At 43.9% G+C, this 19,721-nt stretch carries 20 protein-coding genes; 15 read left to right on the top strand and 5 right to left on the bottom strand.

The window, feature by feature from the left end; genetic code table 11:
• The first annotated feature begins 13 nt into the window (after window positions 1–13).
• From odhB to brnQ, 6 genes are all read left to right on the top strand, one after another.
• On the top strand, window positions 14–1,243 hold the full coding sequence (gene odhB, locus QSV55_RS05775; protein WP_289649468.1) for a 2-oxoglutarate dehydrogenase complex dihydrolipoyllysine-residue succinyltransferase: 1,230 nt from the start codon (window positions 14–16) through the stop codon (window positions 1,241–1,243).
• Between the two features lie 44 nt (window positions 1,244–1,287).
• On the top strand, window positions 1,288–2,229 hold the full coding sequence (locus tag QSV55_RS05770; protein ID WP_289649467.1) for a VOC family protein: 942 nt from the start codon (window positions 1,288–1,290) through the stop codon (window positions 2,227–2,229).
• Entirely contained in the window at window positions 2,229–2,432 is a 204-nt protein-coding gene (locus tag QSV55_RS05765; RefSeq protein WP_133450614.1) for a DUF6501 family protein, read from the top strand. Before QSV55_RS05770 ends, QSV55_RS05765 begins: the two co-directional genes overlap by 1 nt.
• A 41-nt stretch (window positions 2,433–2,473) precedes the next feature.
• Window positions 2,474–3,256 (top strand): ATP-binding protein, encoded by a 783-nt coding sequence (locus QSV55_RS05760; protein WP_424960672.1) that lies wholly within the window; start codon window positions 2,474–2,476, stop codon window positions 3,254–3,256.
• The gene (locus QSV55_RS05755; protein ID WP_289649466.1) at window positions 3,256–5,091 is read left to right on the top strand and encodes a nitric oxide reductase activation protein NorD; all 1,836 of its coding nucleotides are present in this window, start codon (window positions 3,256–3,258) and stop codon (window positions 5,089–5,091) included. Before QSV55_RS05760 ends, QSV55_RS05755 begins: the two co-directional genes overlap by 1 nt.
• A gap of 89 nt (window positions 5,092–5,180) precedes the next feature.
• Window positions 5,181–6,518: a branched-chain amino acid transport system II carrier protein gene (gene brnQ, locus QSV55_RS05750; protein ID WP_289649465.1), complete on the top strand. Its 1,338-nt coding sequence runs from the start codon at window positions 5,181–5,183 to the stop codon at window positions 6,516–6,518.
• 13 nt (window positions 6,519–6,531) lie between these two features.
• Here the strand turns inward: brnQ and QSV55_RS05745 are convergent, their stop codons facing one another.
• The 3 genes from QSV55_RS05745 to QSV55_RS11395 are packed head-to-tail and all read right to left on the bottom strand — an operon-like array spanning window position 6,532 to window position 8,642.
• Window positions 6,532–7,668 (bottom strand): toxic anion resistance protein, encoded by a 1,137-nt coding sequence (locus tag QSV55_RS05745; protein ID WP_133450610.1) that lies wholly within the window; start codon window positions 7,666–7,668, stop codon window positions 6,532–6,534.
• On the bottom strand, window positions 7,646–8,371 hold the full coding sequence (locus QSV55_RS05740) for a 5-bromo-4-chloroindolyl phosphate hydrolysis family protein (RefSeq protein WP_289649464.1): 726 nt from the start codon (window positions 8,369–8,371) through the stop codon (window positions 7,646–7,648). Before QSV55_RS05740 ends, QSV55_RS05745 begins: the two co-directional genes overlap by 23 nt.
• Before the next feature lie 25 nt (window positions 8,372–8,396).
• Window positions 8,397–8,642: an acylphosphatase gene (locus tag QSV55_RS11395; protein WP_353507461.1), complete on the bottom strand. Its 246-nt coding sequence runs from the start codon at window positions 8,640–8,642 to the stop codon at window positions 8,397–8,399.
• Between the two features lie 167 nt (window positions 8,643–8,809).
• Between QSV55_RS11395 and QSV55_RS05735 the strand changes: the two genes are divergently transcribed.
• From QSV55_RS05735 to QSV55_RS05715, 5 genes are all read left to right on the top strand, one after another.
• Window positions 8,810–9,115, top strand: coding sequence for a DUF1033 family protein (locus tag QSV55_RS05735; protein ID WP_133450608.1), 306 nt, complete (start codon window positions 8,810–8,812; stop codon window positions 9,113–9,115).
• Window positions 9,116–9,276: 161 nt separating this feature from the next.
• Window positions 9,277–9,477, top strand: a complete 201-nt coding sequence (gene cspA, locus QSV55_RS05730; RefSeq protein ID WP_016912585.1) for a cold shock protein CspA — start codon at window positions 9,277–9,279, stop codon at window positions 9,475–9,477.
• Window positions 9,478–9,638: 161 nt separating this feature from the next.
• The gene (locus QSV55_RS05725) at window positions 9,639–10,085 is read left to right on the top strand and encodes a DUF7878 domain-containing protein (protein ID WP_465249761.1); all 447 of its coding nucleotides are present in this window, start codon (window positions 9,639–9,641) and stop codon (window positions 10,083–10,085) included.
• A gap of 37 nt (window positions 10,086–10,122) precedes the next feature.
• On the top strand, window positions 10,123–10,842 hold the full coding sequence (locus tag QSV55_RS05720; RefSeq protein ID WP_289649462.1) for a DUF2750 domain-containing protein: 720 nt from the start codon (window positions 10,123–10,125) through the stop codon (window positions 10,840–10,842).
• Between the two features lie 409 nt (window positions 10,843–11,251).
• Window positions 11,252–11,569, top strand: a complete 318-nt coding sequence (locus tag QSV55_RS05715; protein ID WP_289649461.1) for a DUF3969 family protein — start codon at window positions 11,252–11,254, stop codon at window positions 11,567–11,569.
• Between the two features lie 715 nt (window positions 11,570–12,284).
• Here the strand turns inward: QSV55_RS05715 and QSV55_RS05710 are convergent.
• Window positions 12,285–13,886 carry an ABC-F family ATP-binding cassette domain-containing protein gene (locus QSV55_RS05710; protein ID WP_133450602.1) on the bottom strand — a complete coding sequence of 534 codons (1,602 nt, stop codon included), beginning with the start codon at window positions 13,884–13,886 and terminating at the stop codon, window positions 12,285–12,287.
• A 113-nt stretch (window positions 13,887–13,999) separates the two neighbouring features.
• On the opposite strand from QSV55_RS05710, the gene QSV55_RS05705 reads away from it, so the two are divergent.
• Window positions 14,000–14,869, top strand: coding sequence for a CvfB family protein (locus tag QSV55_RS05705; protein WP_133450601.1), 870 nt, complete (start codon window positions 14,000–14,002; stop codon window positions 14,867–14,869).
• Between the two features lie 139 nt (window positions 14,870–15,008).
• On the opposite strand, the gene pepF is transcribed toward QSV55_RS05705, so the two are convergent.
• Window positions 15,009–16,808 carry an oligoendopeptidase F gene (pepF, locus tag QSV55_RS05700; RefSeq protein WP_434784196.1) on the bottom strand — a complete coding sequence of 600 codons (1,800 nt, stop codon included), beginning with the start codon at window positions 16,806–16,808 and terminating at the stop codon, window positions 15,009–15,011.
• Between the two features lie 117 nt (window positions 16,809–16,925).
• Between pepF and QSV55_RS05695 the strand changes: the two genes are divergently transcribed.
• The 3 genes from QSV55_RS05695 (at window position 16,926) to QSV55_RS05685 (ending at window position 19,579) form a co-directional block, all read left to right on the top strand.
• Window positions 16,926–17,291 carry a hypothetical protein gene (locus QSV55_RS05695; protein WP_289649459.1) on the top strand — a complete coding sequence of 122 codons (366 nt, stop codon included), beginning with the start codon at window positions 16,926–16,928 and terminating at the stop codon, window positions 17,289–17,291.
• A 104-nt stretch (window positions 17,292–17,395) separates the two neighbouring features.
• A complete protein-coding gene (locus QSV55_RS05690; protein WP_289649458.1) occupies window positions 17,396–18,997 on the top strand; it encodes a choice-of-anchor I family protein in 1,602 nt (533 codons plus the stop codon).
• Between the two features lie 51 nt (window positions 18,998–19,048).
• Window positions 19,049–19,579, top strand: a complete 531-nt coding sequence (locus QSV55_RS05685) for a hypothetical protein (RefSeq protein ID WP_289649457.1) — start codon at window positions 19,049–19,051, stop codon at window positions 19,577–19,579.
• The last annotated feature ends 142 nt before the right edge of the window (window positions 19,580–19,721 follow it).

The following is a 19,721-nucleotide window of genomic DNA, read 5'->3' as shown; positions in this document are numbered from 1 at the left end:
GGGGGAAAATAGAGTGGCAGAGATCAGAGTACCAGAATTAGCAGAATCAATAACAGAAGGAACGATTTCCACATGGTTCAAGCAAATAGGCGACCGCGTTGAAAAGGGCGAGAACATCGTTGAGCTGGAAACCGATAAAATCAATGTTGAGGTCATTTCTGAAGAAGCAGGTGTGGTCACTGAGCTTAAGGCAGCAGAAGGCGATACAGTTGAAGTAGGATCAGTCATTGCGATTGTCGATGCAAACGGTTCAGCTGCACCTAAAGCTGAAGAAGCGCAGACTGAACAACCGCAGACGGAACAGCCACAGGCAACGGAGACAGTTGAAGAGGCTGTAGAAGCATCTAAAGCGGAACGTATTGTTGCGACGCCGTCAGCTCGTAAACGTGCCCGTGAGCAGGGAATCGATTTAAGTGAGATCAATGCGAAGGATCCGCGCGGTCTAATCAGAAGTCATGATGTTGACCATGCAGCAAAAACACCCGCTCCGGCAGCGCCACCTGCTCCGGCACCTGCAGCTAAAAACGACAATCCTGCTAAACCGGTTATTCGTGAGAAAATGTCACGTCGCCGTAAGACAATCGCGAACAAACTGCTGGAAGTATCGCAGAACACTGCGATGCTCACGACCTTCAATGAAGTGGATATGACCAATGTCATGGATCTCCGTAAACGTAAGAAAGACAAGTTCCAGGAAGACCATGACGGCACTCGTCTCGGCTTCATGTCCTTCTTCACGAAAGCCGTGGTTGCTGCCTTGAAGAAATATCCGGCTGTCAACGCCGAAATAGATGGCGATGACCTGGTGCTGAAGCAGTTCTATGATATCGGTATCGCGGTATCCACGGAAGAAGGGCTGGTTGTACCGGTCGTACGTGATTGTGACAAGAAGAACTTTGCTGAAATTGAGGGCAGCATCTATGACCTTGCAGTGAAAGCACGTGATAAAAAGCTCGGACTTGATGATATGATGAATGGTTCTTTCACCATCACAAATGGCGGGGTCTTCGGCTCTCTTATGTCGACACCGATCATCAACGGTACACAGGCGGCTATCCTGGGCATGCATTCTATCGTGACACGACCGATCGCTATTGATAAGGAGCGTATGGAAAATCGTCCGATGATGTATATCGCACTGAGCTATGACCACCGTATCATTGATGGTAAAGAAGCGGTAGGCTTCCTGAAAACAGTCAAGGAATTAATTGAAAATCCAGAAGATTTATTACTGGAAAGCTAATCTAGAGCCGGCAATCGCCGGCTTTATCTCATGGAGGAAAAGAAATGGAACTATTAGGGATTCATCATATCACAGCATTTACGAAAGATATCCAGCAGTGCTATGACTTTTATCATCATATTTTAGGGATGAGGCTGGTCAAACAGACTGTTGACCATCAGAACCCTGCTGTCCCTCATCTCTACTTCGGGGATAGAACAGGGCAGCCCGGTACAGTGCTGTCTTTTGTCGAGGGCACGTTCAATGACGGCAACGATGCGATCTATGCCTATTGTCTCCGCGTACCGACCGACCGCAGCCTTTATGCGTATAAACTGCGCTTTGATGATTTCAATGTCAAGCATGATGCAGTCATCCAGCTGAACGGCAGACATGCACTGCCTTTCTATGACTGTGATGACCGTCTTGTCTATCTGATTTCGGATGAGACCAATACCGGTGTGCTGGCAGGTACGCCTGATGATGAGTCCCCGGTTGAGTCCATCCATCAGATCTACGGAATCGGGCCGGTGCTGTTAGCGGTGAGGCACTCCCTGATCACAGCTTCTGTCCTTCATCAGATCTTGCAGCTTGAACGGACCGGTGAATACATGCATCGCGCTTCTCAGGAACCGGTACAGGTCTTTTCAATGGCGACAGGCGGCAATGGCGGGGAGATCCATCTGCTGCAGCAGCATACAGAGCAGGCAGTGCAGGCAGGTATTCATCACGCGGCTTTCAGAGTGCGCGACCTGGAATCGGCCCGGCAATTACTCGACAAAGCTGAGATACAGCATTCAGGCATTGTGGACAGTCATTATTTCAAATCACTTTATTTCAGAGACTTAAGTGGTGTATTATTTGAATTAGCAACAGATGAACCTGGGTTGACAGTCGATGAAGAGATCGATACGCTGGGCCAGTCCCTGAGTCTGCCTGACCATCTGGAAAACAGACGGCAGGCACTCACAGACCAGCTGAAACCTATCAGAAAGGATGCGTTATAATGTTACATGAAGAATGGCACGATCAAGCACCGATTGCAAAAGTGAAAGTCATTCATACGGATGCGAAGAAGTATAAGGTCAGTGATATGCTGACAGTCGGCCAAGTCTATGATGTTGTCAACGAGACAGAAGAGTATTATCATATAAGAGATAACAGCGGCAAAGTAGGCGGCTATTACAAAGAATATTTTGAGCAAGTATAAAAAGGGCGTAAGCCCTTTTTTATTGTGGATAGGAGATTACGATGAATTTATATCAGAATGAAGATACAGCAATCAAGACAGATGCCCTCAATATGCTGAAGCTGAGAAAGAATATCTTACTGAAAGGTCCGACTGGCTCCGGCAAGACAAAGCTCGCTGAAACACTGAGACATGAGCTTGACCGTCCGATGCACAGCATCAACTGTTCAGTGGATCTGGACGCTGAGAGTCTGCTCGGCTTCAAGACCATTGAAATAGTGGACGGCGAGTCTGTCATCACATTCGTGGAAGGTCCTGTCATCCAGGCGATGAAAGAAGGGCACCTGCTCTATATCGATGAGATCAATATGGCAAAGCCGGAGACACTGCCGATATTAAACGGCGTGCTTGATTTCCGCCGCACTATCACCAATCCATTCACAGGTGAAGTCATTACCGCGGCAGAAGACTTCGCTGTGATTGCGGCCATCAATGTCGGCTATGTCGGCACCTTACCGATGAATGAAGCACTCAAGAACCGTTTTGTCGTGATAGACATGGACTATATTTCCGGTGATACACTGAAAGAAGTCATCAAGTCACAGACCCTGCTTCAGGATGATGCGCTGATCGACCTGCTTGTCCGCTTCAATCATGACCTGGTGACGATGGCGGAACAGGGGCAGATCAGTGAAGAAGCGAGTTCGATACGGGCCCTGCTCGACCTGTCTGACCTGACAACCATCATGCCGGTTGAACGTGCAGTGAAACGTGCCATTATCGATAAACTGGAAGATGAGCGGGAACAGCAGGCCATTATTAATGCGATGGAACTGACTTTCTGATGAGTGATAAATTTATTCTGTTCAACGATGAGAAAATAGATGCCTCTCAGCTGATGATGCTGACAGACCTCGCACAGCTCATCATGGAGGATAACGAAGTGAAGGTCAAGTTCCAGAAGTTCGGCTATTACGATCCGCTTGAGAAAAGCCTGAATGTCAGCTTCAAATGGAAGCACCGCTCGGACCTGGACGAACTCTATGCACTAAAAAGCGACTGCCTGCTATACGGCCTCGGTTACCGGGCAATGGACCAGCAGGCTATTCATGAACTGCTGGCGGAAGAACTGACGTTCACCAAGTTCCGTAACCAGCTCTTCATGCTGCTTGAGGAATATCGTCTGCAGAAAGTTGTCCTAGACAGCAGACCTGCAGCAGCCAAGTATTTCAGGACACGGATGCGCCTGAAGCGTCAGCAGAACAGCAGTCAGATCAAAGTTTATGAGACGAAGAAGATGCCGACCGACCTGCTGTTTCTGAGGCTGGAGCGTGCCGTCCTGACGGATAACATACTGGATTTTGAGACAGACTTCAGTGAGGAATTTGATGCGCTGATCAGACAGCGTCTCAGCGCACTCTTCGAACTTAAGACAACGGCGGATACAGTCGACCTGACCCTCAGTCTGCTGTACCTCATCGAGCCTCTCCTCACGCAGGATATGCTGAATGACTATTACTATCTGCCGGTCAAACTGCTGGAAGATATCGAGCGCTTCAAGGAAGAGAAGGCAACAGCACTCTCCGGCCATGATAGTGCGTCAGGCTCCGATGAGACAGAGGACGTCAGGGCGAAGACCAGCCAGTCATCGGCGCAGTCGGCTTATATGCAGACTGAAATCTCTGAAGGCCAGAACAGCCGTGCTGAAAGTGATCATGCACGGGAAGGGCATGCATCTGATGAACCTGATGAGATCATAGCGGGTAGAGGACAGAGCACCTCTCAGAAAGATGGAGAAGGTGTCGATATCGCTGAAGAACTGGGCACTGAGAATGAAAGGGTGTCCATCGAATGGCGGACCCCTAAAATAACGGAACGTGCACGCATGGATTATAGCCTCAGCCAGCAGGCAGTCATGTCAGAAGTGAAGAAGCTGACGAACATCATACAGAAGACGATCGCGCATCAGAATGAGCATGCACGCAGACAGCTGGCGATGGGACGGCTGGACCGTAAACTTGTCAACTGGTTCATAGATGACCAGAAGCGTGTATTTTACAAGGAGGACCAGCAGTCAAAAGAACTGGATGCGACATTCACGCTGCTTGTCGATGCTTCGTACAGCATGGAAGATAAGCTGGAAGAGACGAAGAAAGGAATTGTCCTCTTTCATGAGACGCTGAAGAAGCTGCTGATCCGTCACGAGGTCGTCGCCTTTAATGAGGACACCTTCAGTTCTGACCAGCATGCCCAGCTGAATATCTTTGATTATCTGATCAGCTACCAGCAATCCTTAAGTCCCACGGTCGGTCCCGGCATCGAGACCATTGCGGCACAGGATGATAACCGTGACGGCCTGGCCATCAGAGTGGCAGGGGAGATGCTGAAGAGGCGGAGCGAGAAGCAGAAGTTTCTGATCGTATTCTCAGACGGTGAACCCTCGGCATTTGAATATGAATCTAATGGTATCATCGATACGCATGAAGCGGTGATGAAGCTGAGACGTGAAGGCATATTTATCATCAATGTCTTCCTCAGTCAGACACCCATCTCAGAAGCAGTGGAAAACACCATCAAAAACATCTACAATGACTACTGTGTCTTTGTCGAAGGTGTAGAAAATCTGCCCTACATTATCTCACCGCTGCTGAAAAAACTGCTGCTGCAATCTTTACACTAATTAAATAATTTTAATTTTCAGAAAAATATAGACTTCATTCCTTTAAAGTGTTATGATTTCAATTAATCATTTCTGTTAGGAGGAAGTTTATGAACAAAAAAATAGTTGTGGTCGGGTTTATGTTATTTGCTATCTTTTTCGGCGCAGGTAACTTGATCTTCCCACCTAAGTTAGGCTTTATCAGCGGGACGTATTTCTGGCCTGCTATCATCGGATTTATCGTGACAGGGGTAGGGATACCGCTGATCACCATCATTGCCGGTGCATTTGACGAAGGCGGTTATAAGGCGGCATTACGCAATGTCCATCCTGTCTTCGGCGTCATCTTCCTGATCGCCATCTATTTGACGATCGGCCCGTTATTCGCAATTCCACGTACAGGTGCTACATCTTATGAAATGGCGCTCGTGCCGTTTATTGGTGGACCTTCAAAACTGTCTTTATTCTTATTTACTTTAATTTATTTCGGCATTTCTCTCTGGCTTGCCATCAATCCTTCAAAAATGGTTGACCGGGTCGGCGCTATTCTGACACCTGTCCTGCTCGTTTCAATTGTCTTACTCGTTATTCGAGGTATCTTTATGTTCGCAGGTCACGACACGACACCGACTGATACTGAGACATTTAAATCAGGTGCGGGCAGTTTCTTCACTGGATTCACAGAAGGCTATCTGACGATGGATGCCATCGCAGCCATCGCTTTCTCGGTCATCGTATTGAATGCGATTAAAGATAAAGGATTTACGAGAGAGACAGGGATCCTGAAACCGACCATTCTTGCCGCTCTTATTGCGGCAGCAGCACTCGGCTTTATCTATCTGACGCTCGGCTGGATGGGCAACCATTATCCGCTATCAGCAGAGCAGCTGGCGTTTATTGATAAGAACGGTCTGGACATCAGAACCTATTTGCTGACGCACATGGCAAATGACGCCTTTGGTGGTTTCGGTAAAGTGTTGATTGGTGTTATTGTAACGCTGGCCTGTCTGACAACATCTATCGGCTTAATTGTTGCCGTCAGTGAATACTTCTATGAGATCTTCCCGAAGATTTCTTATAAAGTCTACGTGGTGATCTTTACGTTATTCAGTCTGTTGTTAGCGAATCAGGGTCTGCAGCAGGTCATTGCCACTTCAGTACCTGTTCTGCTGGTTCTTTATCCGATCGGTATGACACTTGTCCTGCTCATTGTTCTCTCAAGATTCATACCGACACCTAGATTGTCTTATCAGATTGCGATGGCCTTTGTAACTGTTATCGCTATTCTATCAGTGTTATCCAGTAAAGACATCGGACTGCTGAGTCTGCCGGTTATGGACCATCTGCCATTAAAGGCACAGTCGATGGAATGGCTGCTCTTCGCTTTAGCAGGCTATGTGCTGGGACTCATCTTTGGTGCTAAGCAGCCTAAAATCAAATACAACTAAAAAACCAGACGAACTAGAAGTTCGTCTGGTTTTTCTCTTGCTGTAGCTGCAGCAGCTGGTTTTTCAGTTCCTGTTCCATCTTGGTTAATTCAGCCTCAGCTGCACGACGCTTGGAAGCACCTTCTGCCTGGATGCTCAATGTCTCACGGATGGTTTCAACGATATTGTTCTGAGTGGCTTTCAGTGTCTCAATCTCAACGATACCGCGCTCGTTCTCCTGAGCAGTCATAATGGTATTGGTCTTCAGCATTTCCGAGTTTTTCAAGAGCAGCTCATTCGTCGTATTCGTGACTTGCTGCTGCGCTTTCGATGCTTTCTGCTGATGCATCAGTGACAAGGCAATCGCCATCTGGTTTTTCCATAACGGGATGCTTGTTAGGATGGAGCTCTGGATTTTTTCTGCCAGTGTAGAGTTCACATCCTGAATCATGCGGATCTGCGGGGCAGACTGCAGGGTGATCTGACGTGAGAGCTTGAGGTCATAGACGCGTTTATCGAGACGGTTGATATACTGGCGCATATCATTCAGCTCCTGTAAGGCCAGCTGGTCATTCGAGATGCTGGCCTTCTGCTGGAGCTCAGGAAGGGTGGCATTCAGTTCGTCGCGTTTTTCTTCTGCGGCCAGGATGAACATGTCAAGTGCCTCGAAATAAGCCCGGTTCTCCTCATATAATCGGTCTAACAGAGCCACATCTTTCATCAGGACATCTTTGGACTGGTTCAGTTCCACCGAGATGCGGTCAATCTGGCCGGAGACTGACTGATATTTAGACATCAGTTCATTGACAGTCGCCCCTACGCGCTTAAACAGACGCTTAAGAGTCGATTTTTCTGTCTGGCTCAGTTCATCCGGATCGATTTCGCGCAGTTTTTTCATCAACTTATCTAAATTATCACCGATCGGTGCCACGTCTTTACGTTGTACTTCATCCAGAATCTGCTGGGAGAACTGCGAAAGCTTGGCCTGGGCCCCTGCACCATACATCAGCAGGTTTTCATTATCGAGCGGTTTAATCTGCTGTTTGATCTGATTGATTTTTTCCCGTTTCTCAGGCGAAATAGTATCAACCTGTTGAAGAGGAGCGGCTTGAGGACTGAGGGTCTCTGCAAATGGATTAGCTGTTAAATCATTGATTAAGTCGTTGTTCATTATCTAATATCCTTTCTTCTTGACGTTTTTTGATGACAGGGACTCTGACGAGTTCCTCGCTCTCTAGCTGTGGCACTCTAGCCTGATTGTCCTTTGGCCGGTTGATTTGAGCGAGGTCGACTTCAACAGACATCGCCTGGAAGTCTTCAGAGTTCAGCGCCCGTAGATCAGCCTGTAAGGTGCGTTTCAGTTCTTCAAGTGTTAAGTGGGCAGTCTGCAGTTGAGCTATTTCCTCCTGATTCTTATGCGGCATTCTCACTAAGGTCATGTAACGGTCAACCAGATTGACTGTATTATCAAGATGGGAAAAGAAGAAGCTGTCGACCTTGAAAAACTTATTAGGCTGTTTCTGTACTGTCTTATAGATGATGCGAGCAATACGGTTGATTTCATTGACAGACTTCAGATCTTTTATACTCCGTACTTTCGTGTACTGGGACATCAAAGTCTTGATTTTAGGGCGCGCCTCATTGAGGTGCTTGCGAATATATTTGAACTCTCGACGCGACAGACCCGCTTCATTCAAATACTGCTTAGACGTCGTCAGCTGGATAGGGATATAGGCCCCGATGTAACCGCCGAGCATGATCAGCCAGTCCAGCCACTGATCGAATGCAAAGTAGGTCGTGCTGATAAAACCGACAATTAAAGTAATAGGCACCGCAAAAATGGCACCTAGATAATAGGAAATATTATATTTCATATGCTTCATTCCTTTTATGAAATTGCTAAACTTGTTTGAACTGCTTGAAATCCTGATAAGGTACTTGTTCATGGGTATGGGAAGAGATTTTGGCAAACATGTTGGGTCCTTTTAATATACGTTCCATAAATGCATGCACACCCTTCTCATCACCGGATACGAAGATCTCTACATAGTCTTCCACATTAGCGACAGTACCTGTGACAGGAAACTTTTTAGCATGGGTGACTGTCGCATTTCTAAATCCAACGCCTTGAACACGTCCGAAAATTTTATAATGTTCAGTAATCAGAGTGATTCACCTCTTCCATTCTCGTTATTTCAATTATATGTATTTCACGCTGAAATTCCTAATAAATCGCATTGCTAAGTCAATTGCTTGAAAAACTTGCTGAATACTCACATAATAGTGAGGAACTAATGAAAGAAGGGATTCACATGTGGGAAGTCATCATCATGCGGGCAGATTATGAAGGCTGGTGGCTCTTTGAAGACTGGCGGGACCATATCATTCATCAGGAGAAGATGGATAATAAAGAGATGTTCGAAAACGTCTACAAACAGCACCTAGAAGTCATGCGTGACAAGTTTAAAAATGAAGTGGTGGGTAAGTACAATATACACGCATTCTACAATAACTGCGAACTACATTACTGTGAGGATTGTGAAGAGGATCTCCAAATCTTCTATAGTTTGATCGCATTAAAAAATGGAGAAATTTATTACGATAAAGTAAAATTGTAAACGCTAAATTTTACAAAAAACTGTATTGCATAACGATTTGTGTTATTTTATAATAATAACAACCAGTAGGCGTTATCTGCATATTACAAAGTAAGTAAGCGTTATTTATTTTGTAATATGCAAATAATGCATATTGAATTTTCAGTGTTGGAGGTTTCAAGATGAAACAAGGTACAGTTAAATGGTTTAATGCAGAAAAAGGATTTGGCTTCATCGAGATCGAAGGAGAAAACGACGTATTCGTACATTTCTCAGCAATCAATCAAGAAGGCTACAAATCATTAGAAGAAGGCCAAGCAGTGGAATTCGAAGTCGTTGAAGGCGACCGCGGACCACAAGCAGCTAACGTTGTAAAATTATAATTTATAATTATAGATGAACGTTAATAGAGCACCCTGGATAATCTGGGGTGCTCTATTTTTTAAAGATTTATAAATTAATATAATTATATTATGTAAACTTAAATTAAGTGAATAAAATTTAAAAACTCATTATGAAAATAAGACGGGATAGTGGAGTGGATATGAATAGCTTCTCTGTTAATTATCGCTTTACTTCAAATTTTAATAGATTAAGTTTCGGTGAAAGAATGGATGTTGCCAATTTATATTTAATTGAAGGTATTTTAGTTATCAAAATAGTTGATAAAGTATACTTCGAGGAAGATGTAGCCTTATTGGAATTTTGGATACTATTAGATAGATGGTTAAAAAACATTGAGTCAGAGAATATACGGGCATTTAGATATTACACCTTAGAGATGGATGACAATATACCATTATTTTCACTAATTCCGTATCAAGATAAGTTCTTGATTGAAGTGATTGAAGTAAAAGAAATGGCGGCAAACTTGTTACCCCAAGATAAAGTAATTGAGGCGTTCAAGAACGTTCATAGCCATTTATATAATGATATTCAAAATCATTATGGCATCTATATTGACGATTATTTAGATAAAGTGCCATTTTAGAATACATAAAACTAGCAGGATAGGGGAGGCAGACAAAATGGAGATCAGATATTCATTACCTTTAAAGGAGCATTCTTTACTAGAATTGATAGAGACAATGACGGATGAAGTACCTCAGCTTTCTCAAATTCTTGATGTATATAAAGGCGGCAATAAACCCAAACTTGGTAAATGGAGTTTCTATCCTATCAAGGACAAGGAATTTATGAAAGAGACTGCACTTGATTTGTTAGAGATTAATAAAAGAAATGACTATAAAGATTACTTTATCATTGCCCATGATAAAGAAGAAAGTTATCTAGGTATTTTTAAAAAAGACGGAAAATTATATTGTTGGTGTGACTGGCCGGAGGTTGAACCTCAACTTATGTTTGAGAATATAAGTGAACTGATTGCTGTATATAAAATGCTACCAGATTATTCCAGTAGTAATGAGCAGCAATCATATCTTACTGAGAAGTTATTGCAATGTGAGGGATTGTACTATTTATTTAATCCAGATATTGAATATATTGCAGGGAATTACTCAATTGAATACTTTCCGCAGATCACATTTTTATACTGGGATTCTGAAGATAAAGCCAAGAATTATAGAAAAGGTAACTGGGATAGTTTTGAGATAAGATATGTTGAACGAAAAGAATTTATTGAAATGCACATTGCAGACTTTCTAGATAACGATGATTATATAGGATTTAATTGGAAGATGGATTACGAAATAGATATTAGTCCAGAAAACTTTTTGAATGACTTTTAATATGGATCTTAAGGGGCCATCACATCTTCAGGAAAAATCATTTTCTAAAGAAATCAACTCGAATGATTCTATCAAACACGAGAACTATTATAAAAGATCCCATTGGAATGATAACTGGCAACCAACTCGGTTCAAAATGTACCGCTTCGCCAGGTGAAGTTCTTGTTATAAGAAAATAACTGACAAAACAAAAAATGAGAGCTAATACAACACCGGTTCTATTTCTTTCATTATTTCGGACTTTTCTCATCATATCTCCTTAATTATCGAAGTAATTTTGTGTTTATTTCCAATTAATAGTATAAAATTAAATGATATAAGAGTAAATAACTTACAGTTAGAAGCGATTACCTAGCTTGATAAAGAGAGCTGTTTATAATGGAATATAGGTGCGTTAATTAAGAATGGAGTGAGTATCATAAAGATAAACAAATACGAGAAATTCCTGTTGTTACAAATTAATGGATGTTTGAGTCAAATTTTAAATGGAGATATGACTTTTGATGATGCCGAATATTTTCTGTTAAAACCAAGAATTTTTGAAGAGATCAAGAAGCTTAATATAAGAAAAGAGTTTCTCGACCTTTATGAGGATGTAATGTTGTTTGATGCCTTTATTTTATTCGGAAAGTTTGAAGAGCAAGCGCTAAAAAAAAGGGATGAAATATCCCTGATACTTAAAGAGAACATTGACGTTGAAATGTCTGGTATTGAAATTAAGTTTTAAATATAGACTTCAATGTTTTTATGTTAATAGACCTGTTGGCATAGTAACTTTTATCGGAATCAATAATTTCTCCTTTTATATATAGTTTCGACGAATAAAATTGCAAGTACGACAAATATTGTATTAACTAATATTCTTGTTAAGGCATTTGTATAATTATCAAAGAAAAAAGGAAAAATTATAAATTCAGTAATAATACAAGTAATAGCAGCTGCAAAGGCATACATAAGATACTTCATAATTATTGTCCCCCATCTATTTAAATTATAATAATCATATCATAATAAATAGATATAGCCATTTAATCCATATTTTTGGAAATAGATATTAATCTAATGGATTTTGCTGATTTTAAAATTATATATAGAGTATTTCAAAGTTTCACTAACGAGGACACCAACTATTGTTACACCAAGCCTCTTATCTGGTAAGTCAGAAAAGAGTTTTTTAAGTAAGTTAAGCCAAGTGCTTGTTCTGCGGATCATTCTCCTACTTTGATTTGTCCATCTATACGTCATAGGTTGATAATAATGATTTTACATGTTAGAATATTTTTAACGAAGGTTTCAAGCATAGATTCACCCAAACCCATTTCTGGTCGGACAGAAATGGGTTTTTTAAGTGGGCTTTGTCACCTACTTTAGGAGGATAGGTGATTGAATAGTGTCATTTAAAGCAAAATAAAACCCTGCATAAACGCAGGGTTGATCAGTCGTTATTTCAGAACACCTTGTTCTTTCAAGTATTCTTCATATGTGATTTCTTTAGAGAGGGCGCCTGGGACATTTAAATCGATGACCCGGTTAGCAATTGTGTTGATGAATTCGAAGTCGTAAGAAGTAAAGATCAGTGATCCTTTGAAGGCTTTTAAGCCATCGTTGACCGCTGTGATACTTTCCAAGTCAAGGTGGTTAGTCGGCTCATCAAGTAAAAGAACGTTCGCTGATGACAGCATCATCTTAGAGAGCATACAGCGAACTTTTTCGCCCCCTGAGAGGACAGTGGCTTTCTTACGCACTTCTTCTCCTGAGAAGAGCATACGGCCGAGGAAACCACGCAGGAATGTCTCTGTCTGCTCTTCAGGTGGTGCATACTGACGTAACCATTCAACAAGATCGATATTCTTTCCTTCAAAGAACTCTGAGTTGTCTTTCGGCAGATAGCTCTGAGTCGTTGTGATTCCCCATTTGTATGTACCTTCATCCGCTTCCAGCTCACCTGCAAGGATTTTCAGAAGAGTAGTCTTCGCAATCTCTGAATCACCGACTAAAACCGCTTTATCATTCGGATTCATCGTGAATGACACATTATCCAGTACTTTGACACCGTCAATCGTTTTAGTCAGACCTTGTACAGAGAGGAGGTCGTTGCCGATTTCACGTTCCGGCTTGAAGTTGACGAACGGGTATTTACGTGAAGAAGGCTGGATATCATCAAGCTCAATCTTCTCAAGCATTTTCTTACGGCTGGTGGCCTGCTTGGATTTTGAGGCATTGGCACTGAAACGCGCAACGAAGTCCTGTAACTCCTTGATTTTCTCTTCCTTCTTCTTGTTTGAATCCTGCAGCATCTGCTGGGCAAGCTGGCTGGACTGATACCAGAAGTCGTAGTTACCGACATAGATCTTGATCTTACCGTAGTCCAGGTCGGCGATATGTGTACATACGTTGTTCAGGAAGTGACGGTCGTGGGAGACAACAATGACCGTGTTCTCAAAGTTGATCAGGAAATCCTCTAACCAGCTGATGGCAGGGATGTCGAGTCCGTTTGTCGGCTCATCGAGTAAGAGAACATCCGGTTCACCGAAAAGCGCCTGTGCGAGAAGCACCTTGATTTTCTGGTTGTTCTCAAGTTCAGACATCTGCTTGTCATGGAACTCTTCTTTGATGCCGAGTCCTGACAGGAGGACCTGTGCATCTGATTCAGCCGTCCAGCCGCCCATCTCACCGAACTCACCTTCAAGTTCAGCCGCACGCATCCCATCTTCATCACTGAAGTCAGGCTTCATGTAGATTTCATTTTTCTCCGTCATGACATTCCAGAGTTTCTCATTACCGCGAAGAACGACGTCAAGTACACGTTCGTTTTCGTACGCAAAGTGATCCTGCTTTAAGACTGAGAGACGTTCATCTTTACCTAAAGAGACATTTCCTGTCTGAGAGTCGAGTTCACCTGATAAGATTTTCAGGAAAGTCGATTTGCCGGCACCATTCGCACCGATAAGACCGTAGCAGTTGCCCGGCGTGAACTTGATATTGACGTCTTCAAATAATTTACGGTCACCGAAACGAAGACTGACATTAGATACTTGTAACATAACATTCTCCTTCATATTTATTTCCGTTCAAAATTATAACATATTTTCACCCGCTTCTTATACTTTATTCTATCTGGATGTTATAATAAACAAAAAGCACTGAAGGAGTTTTTATGGAGAACAATGAACAGCGTTTATCAGGAAGTATCGACTTTCTGAAAGTAGCGGGACTGGAAGGATCGACCTATCGATTACTGGGACCGAATAATGAAGAAGTAAAACTGAATGCCTCTGAGATAGAAGAGGGCGATGAACTTGAGATAGGTGAGGATTACAGCTTTTTCGTCTACCCCGGCCGTACAGGCGACTTATTTGCCACACAGAACATGCCGGTCATCACGACGAACAAGTATGACTGGGTGAAAGTGATCAAAAAGGACAGAGACGGTGTGACAGTCGACATCGGCCTGCCGCGTGAAATCATCATCCCGTGGGAAGATCTGCCTAAGCTGAAGGAAGTATGGCCGGAGAACGGCGATGAGCTCTTCTGTACGCTGCGGGTCGACCGTAATGATCAGATCTATGCACGTCTCGCTTCTGAGACGACAGTGACCTCTCTCTATACACCGGCCAAGGAAGAATTACTGCACACGACCATAGAGGCTTATCCATACCGGCTGCTGAAGGTCGGTACGTTCCTGCTGTCCAAAGAAGGCTATAAGATCTTTGTGCACGAAAGTGAGCGTCGCACAGAGCCGAGACTGGGAGAAAAGGTAGAAGTCCGTATTATCGGTCACAAGGAAAACGGTGAACTCAACGGCTCCTTCCTGCCACTGGCACATGAGCGCATGGATGATGACAGTGAGATGATTCTGTCGATGCTGGAGGAGTATAACGGCGAATTACCGTTCTCTGATAAATCTGATCCGGAAGCCATTCGGGAAGTCTTCAAGATGAGTAAAGGAAGCTTCAAACGTGCAATCGGCAAACTTTATAAAGAGAAAAGAATTACAATCGAAGCCGATAAAATCAAGAAAATATAAAAGAGTCCCTCGCTATTCAGATAGCGAGGGATTTCTTATGCATTCTGATAATTATCCTATTTTTATAAGTACTTATATAATATAAATTTATATAAAAAGATGACTAAAAGGCTTACCCATAACGGATAAGCCTTTTATATTATGCGTCGATTTCTTCTGTCAGCTTCTCAAGTTCATCGACTAAAGAACCGATATAGGCGATGGTCTCCTTCAAAGGTGCATCAGTCGTCAGATCAATGCCAGCCATTTTTGCGAGTTCAACAGGTGGCTTAGAACCGCCCGCTTTCAAGACTTCAATCCAGTCATTGACAGCACTTTGACCTTCTTCATTGATACGTTTAGCCATCAAAGTAGCAATTGTCAGCCCGGCTGAGTAGGTGTATGGATAGAGACCCATGTAGTAGTGAGGCTGACGCATCCAGGTCAGTTCTGCACCTTCTGTGATCTCTACAGCATCTCCCCAGAAGTCTGAAATCACCTGTTTCTTGATGCGGTTAAGAAGCGGAGCGGAGAGCTGTTCGCCTGCATCGACCTGATTGTAGACCTCGCGCTGATAGGCCGCTTCCAGCAGATGAGTGACAAAGTTGTGGTAGTACGTGCGCGAGATGATCGTTGCGATGACCCAGCGTCTGAATTTTGGATCATCTGATTCTTTGAGCAGGTAGTTCGCCATCAGCATCTCGTTCATCGTGCTCGGCGCCTCGACGAAGTAAAGCGAGCTTTCAGCATCAAAGATATTCTGATGGTGGTTCGCCAGATGGAAGTGGCCTGCATGTCCCAGTTCATGAGCCAGAACAAAGACCTCTGTCATCTTGGACGTCCATGAAATGAGGATGAACGGATTCGTTGAATAAGGGCTCGCGCAGAAGGCACCAGTTGATTTGCCTTTATTCTGTACAAAGTCGATGTAACGCTTGCTGTAGGCATCATCAACCAGCTGCATGTAGTCGTCACCCATAATGGATAAGGCTTTAGTAATATAGTCCTGTGACTCTGCGACAGTGATTTCCGGCTCGTACGTTTCATCCAGTGAAATCTTCAGGTCCTCGAACTTCATGTCATCCAGATGATTCGTCTTCTGCAGGAGCTTGGCATAACGGCGCATATGCGGCGCCAGCTCAGTCGTGATCAGATCAATCTGACGGTTGTAGAGTTCACGTGAAACTTCCTGTCTTTCAAGCAGGAAATCAATGACAGAGTCATAGCCGCGAAGCCTTGATTCTGTTTTTTCCTGCTGGACCGTCATATTATAAGTCTTGGCAGTGGTATTTTCATATTTTTTCAGCGTATCCGAGAACTTGCGGAAAGCATTTCGTCTGATCTCTGTATCACCGTCCACCTCCAGCTCGCCTTCAAATGACACATAGTTCATCGGAATCTCTTTGCCATGTGCCTCAAATGTACCGAAATCGATGTCGAGCATCTTTGTCGTATCATAGAGGCCGTACGGGGCACTGAAGGTTGATGAGAAGGCTGCCAGCGCTTTCTCTACCTCCGGATGCAGCTGATGGGGCTTTCTTCTGACAAGCTTCTCTAAATAGCGCTGGTAGTGCTGTGAGTGATTCTTGATGTCCTCGAGTTGATCCGCTTCTAAAGCAAGCAGTTCTGAGTCTATGAATGACAGGGCACTTGCCATCTCATCATAGGCTGTGCCGAACTGACCGATCAGCTTCTGTGCTTCTGCATCAGTCTGGTCGACACTTAAGTTAAGACTCGCGTAATTCCCAAGGCGGTCAATCGCCTCTGTGATCGCTGCGTAGTCGTCCAGCATCGCTTCAACAGTCTCTGAGTTATTCAGAGTCCCTTTGTACTGCTCGCTGAATGCGTGGACCTTTGATACTGTTTCCTTCAGATAGCTGTAGAAAGCAGTGTCATTCTCAAACAGGGGACTGAGGTCCCAGGTTTCTTCGATATTTACTTCACTTCTTAATGTTGTCAATATTTCCATCTCCTCTCTGTCTGATTCCCATTATACCGTTCCAAGCGACTCGGCGACAATGTTTAGACAGCGGATTAAGGGTATAGATAGATATCAACCTGAGAAGGAGGTGTTCACATGCTTACACTTGCTGACATCAGCTATACAGCCATTCCGAATTTTCTTCTGATTTCAATAGTCGGAATGCTGATACTCTCCATGATCTTCGGCCTGTTGACGAACCGTTTTATTCTTGCGCCCGTGCTGACATTTTTACTGCTCGGTATCGCAGCTTTCATTCTGCCGAATTTCTTTGATATTACGTATCAGCCGCTGCTCGGCTACGCCACATTCCTGGCAGTCCTCTCGCTTCTCCTGAGCCTGCTCTTCTGGTATTTGACCAGAGACCGCCGCAGACAGAGAAAGCTTAAAAGAGAGCGCGACCAGGAACGCGAGGAATTTGAAAACAAATACAACCGTCGTGAGAAAGAGAACGGCCTCTAAGACATGCTTGCATGTCTTTTTTTAATGGAGAATTTACATATGAGTCATGGAATCTTTACATGACTGCCCTAAACTGGAGGAAACATATAGTTGGAGGATGAAAAATGAATAAACTGTTCAAAGTTCTTTCCACCGGTACACTTGCAGCATTGATGTTAAGTCCTTATGCGGATGCCGCTTCTGTGTCTAGCTACAGCGAGAAGAGTACACTGAAAATAAACCAGCTGGCACGTTATGACTCTCAGACATCATTCGGCGAAAGCGGCACTGAGATCGTTGCCTACGACAAGAAATACAAGCGTGCTTACTCCATCAACGGCGCACTGAACGCACTCGATATCCTGGATGCTGCCAAGCTGACAAAAGGTAAGCTTCCACTGATCAAACGTGTCTCACTGAAGGACTTCAATGCTCAGGGTTCGGATATCACAAGTGTCGCTGTTCATCCGCAGCACAAATACATCGCAGTCAGCGTTCCGGCAGCGGATAAGACCGATAACGGCCATGTGGTCTTCCTGTCCATGAACGGACAGTTCAAGGGCCAGGTGGAAGTAGGGGCACTGCCAGACATGCTGACCTTTACACCTGATGGCAGACATCTCGTGGTTGCCAATGAAGGGGAGCCTAATGATGACTATACCGTCAATCCGGAAGGGTCCGTCTCTGTTATCCGTACTAAACCGAATGGTCGCATTAAGCAGTCTGATGTGACGACCACCTACTTTGACCGCTCAATGATCGGCAGTGACGTCCGTGACTTAGGCCGCACTCAAGAAGAAAGCTTCCGTAACCTTGAGCCGGAATACATCACGATTGACAACAACAATAACGTTGCCTACATCACGATTCAGGAGCGTAACGCAGTCGCGACCTACAATATCAAGAAGAAGAAGTTCATCTCTGTCAAAGGACTCGGCTACAAGGACTATCATCAGACCACAATCGATGTCTCCGATAAAGACGACAAGATCAATATGAAGAACTATCCGTTATTCGGCATGTATCAGCCGGACGGTATCAGCCATCTGAACTACAGAGGCCATGTCTACCTCTTGACAGCAAATGAAGGGGATACACAGGATTATAAAGGGTTCAGTGAAGAGACACGTGTCGCGGATATCGCTGATAAGTATAAGACGACCAGTGACTACTTCAGCGGGTTCGATTCAGCCATCTTGAAGGACAAGAAAGCACTGGGGAGACTGAAGACATCGACGAGTAATCCATTCACAAATGCAGACGGTACTTATGACGCAGTCGTGACATTCGGCGGCCGTTCATTCTCAGTGGTAGAAGCGGATTCGATGAAACAGGTCTATGACAGCGGGGATGACTTCGAGAAGATCACCGCTAAAGCATTCCCTGCTGCGTTCAACAGCCAGCAGGAAGAACCGGGCAAGATTGAATTCGACAGTCGGAGTGATGATAAAGGACCGGAAGCGGAGTCAGTGACAGTCGGTAAGGTCGGCAGACATCAATATGCATTCATCGGCCTGGAACGGACAGGGGGCATCATGGTCTACAACATGGATAACCCGACAAAACCGGTCTTTGACACTTACTTCAAGTCACAGGACAATAAGGACATTTCACCTGAAGGCCTGACATTCATTCCAAAAGAACAATCACCGACGAAGAAGCCACTGCTTCTGGCAAGCCATGAGATGTCCGGCACCATCGCAGTCTATGAATTTACAGGCAAGTAATCATATCTTATCAGAAGCCTCCTTGCTACAATAAGTAGCAGGGAGGTTTTAATGTATATGAGACATAAGAAGATAAGGGGCAAGAAGCGGAAAATCAGTCATCATTTACGACATATAAGCCAACAACTCAGTCTGATAGCTGAAGGGACACATTATATCTATGTCCCGCAGGTTGCAGCTGTGACTGACGAGCACTTAGATGGCTCTCTCAAATATCAGCTGCTTGATGAGACTTTCCGCCTTGTGGAGAGTATAAGTGACGCACATCGATTATATATCATTGATGAGAGAAGACTGATGAACAGTCATATCAAGTTATCAGTGACAGAAGAACTCATGATACCTGATTTTCTCAAGAAGACAGACGGCACAAAACCGCATTATATCAAGCAGCTGGAAGATAAATATAATCTTGAATTTGACCTTTATAGACATGTCCAGTCTATGAGCAAAGAAGATCTGGCCCGCCTTGACTTGGAAGAACATAAGAATTATCAGGTGATGCCATCCGAGAGTGACATCATCAGGCTGGAAGAGAAGAAGCCGACATTATGGCTAAGCCTTGAAAGGATTAATACTTAGATGTCTGAATAACAAATGGGTCAAATACTATTCCTTATTTTCTGAATATTTAGTATAATAGGCGTAATTGTTCTATTATGGTTTCTTAGGAAGAGGGTGAGCGTCTGAAAGACGTCATTAAAATAATGATTAATGTCTTGGT

This window comes from Macrococcus bovicus (genome assembly GCF_030376725.1).
Classification (GTDB): Bacteria; Bacillota; Bacilli; order Staphylococcales; family Staphylococcaceae; genus Macrococcus; species Macrococcus bovicus.
Note: the sequence above shows the minus strand (reverse complement) of the source record. Positions and strands in the feature narration are given on the sequence as shown.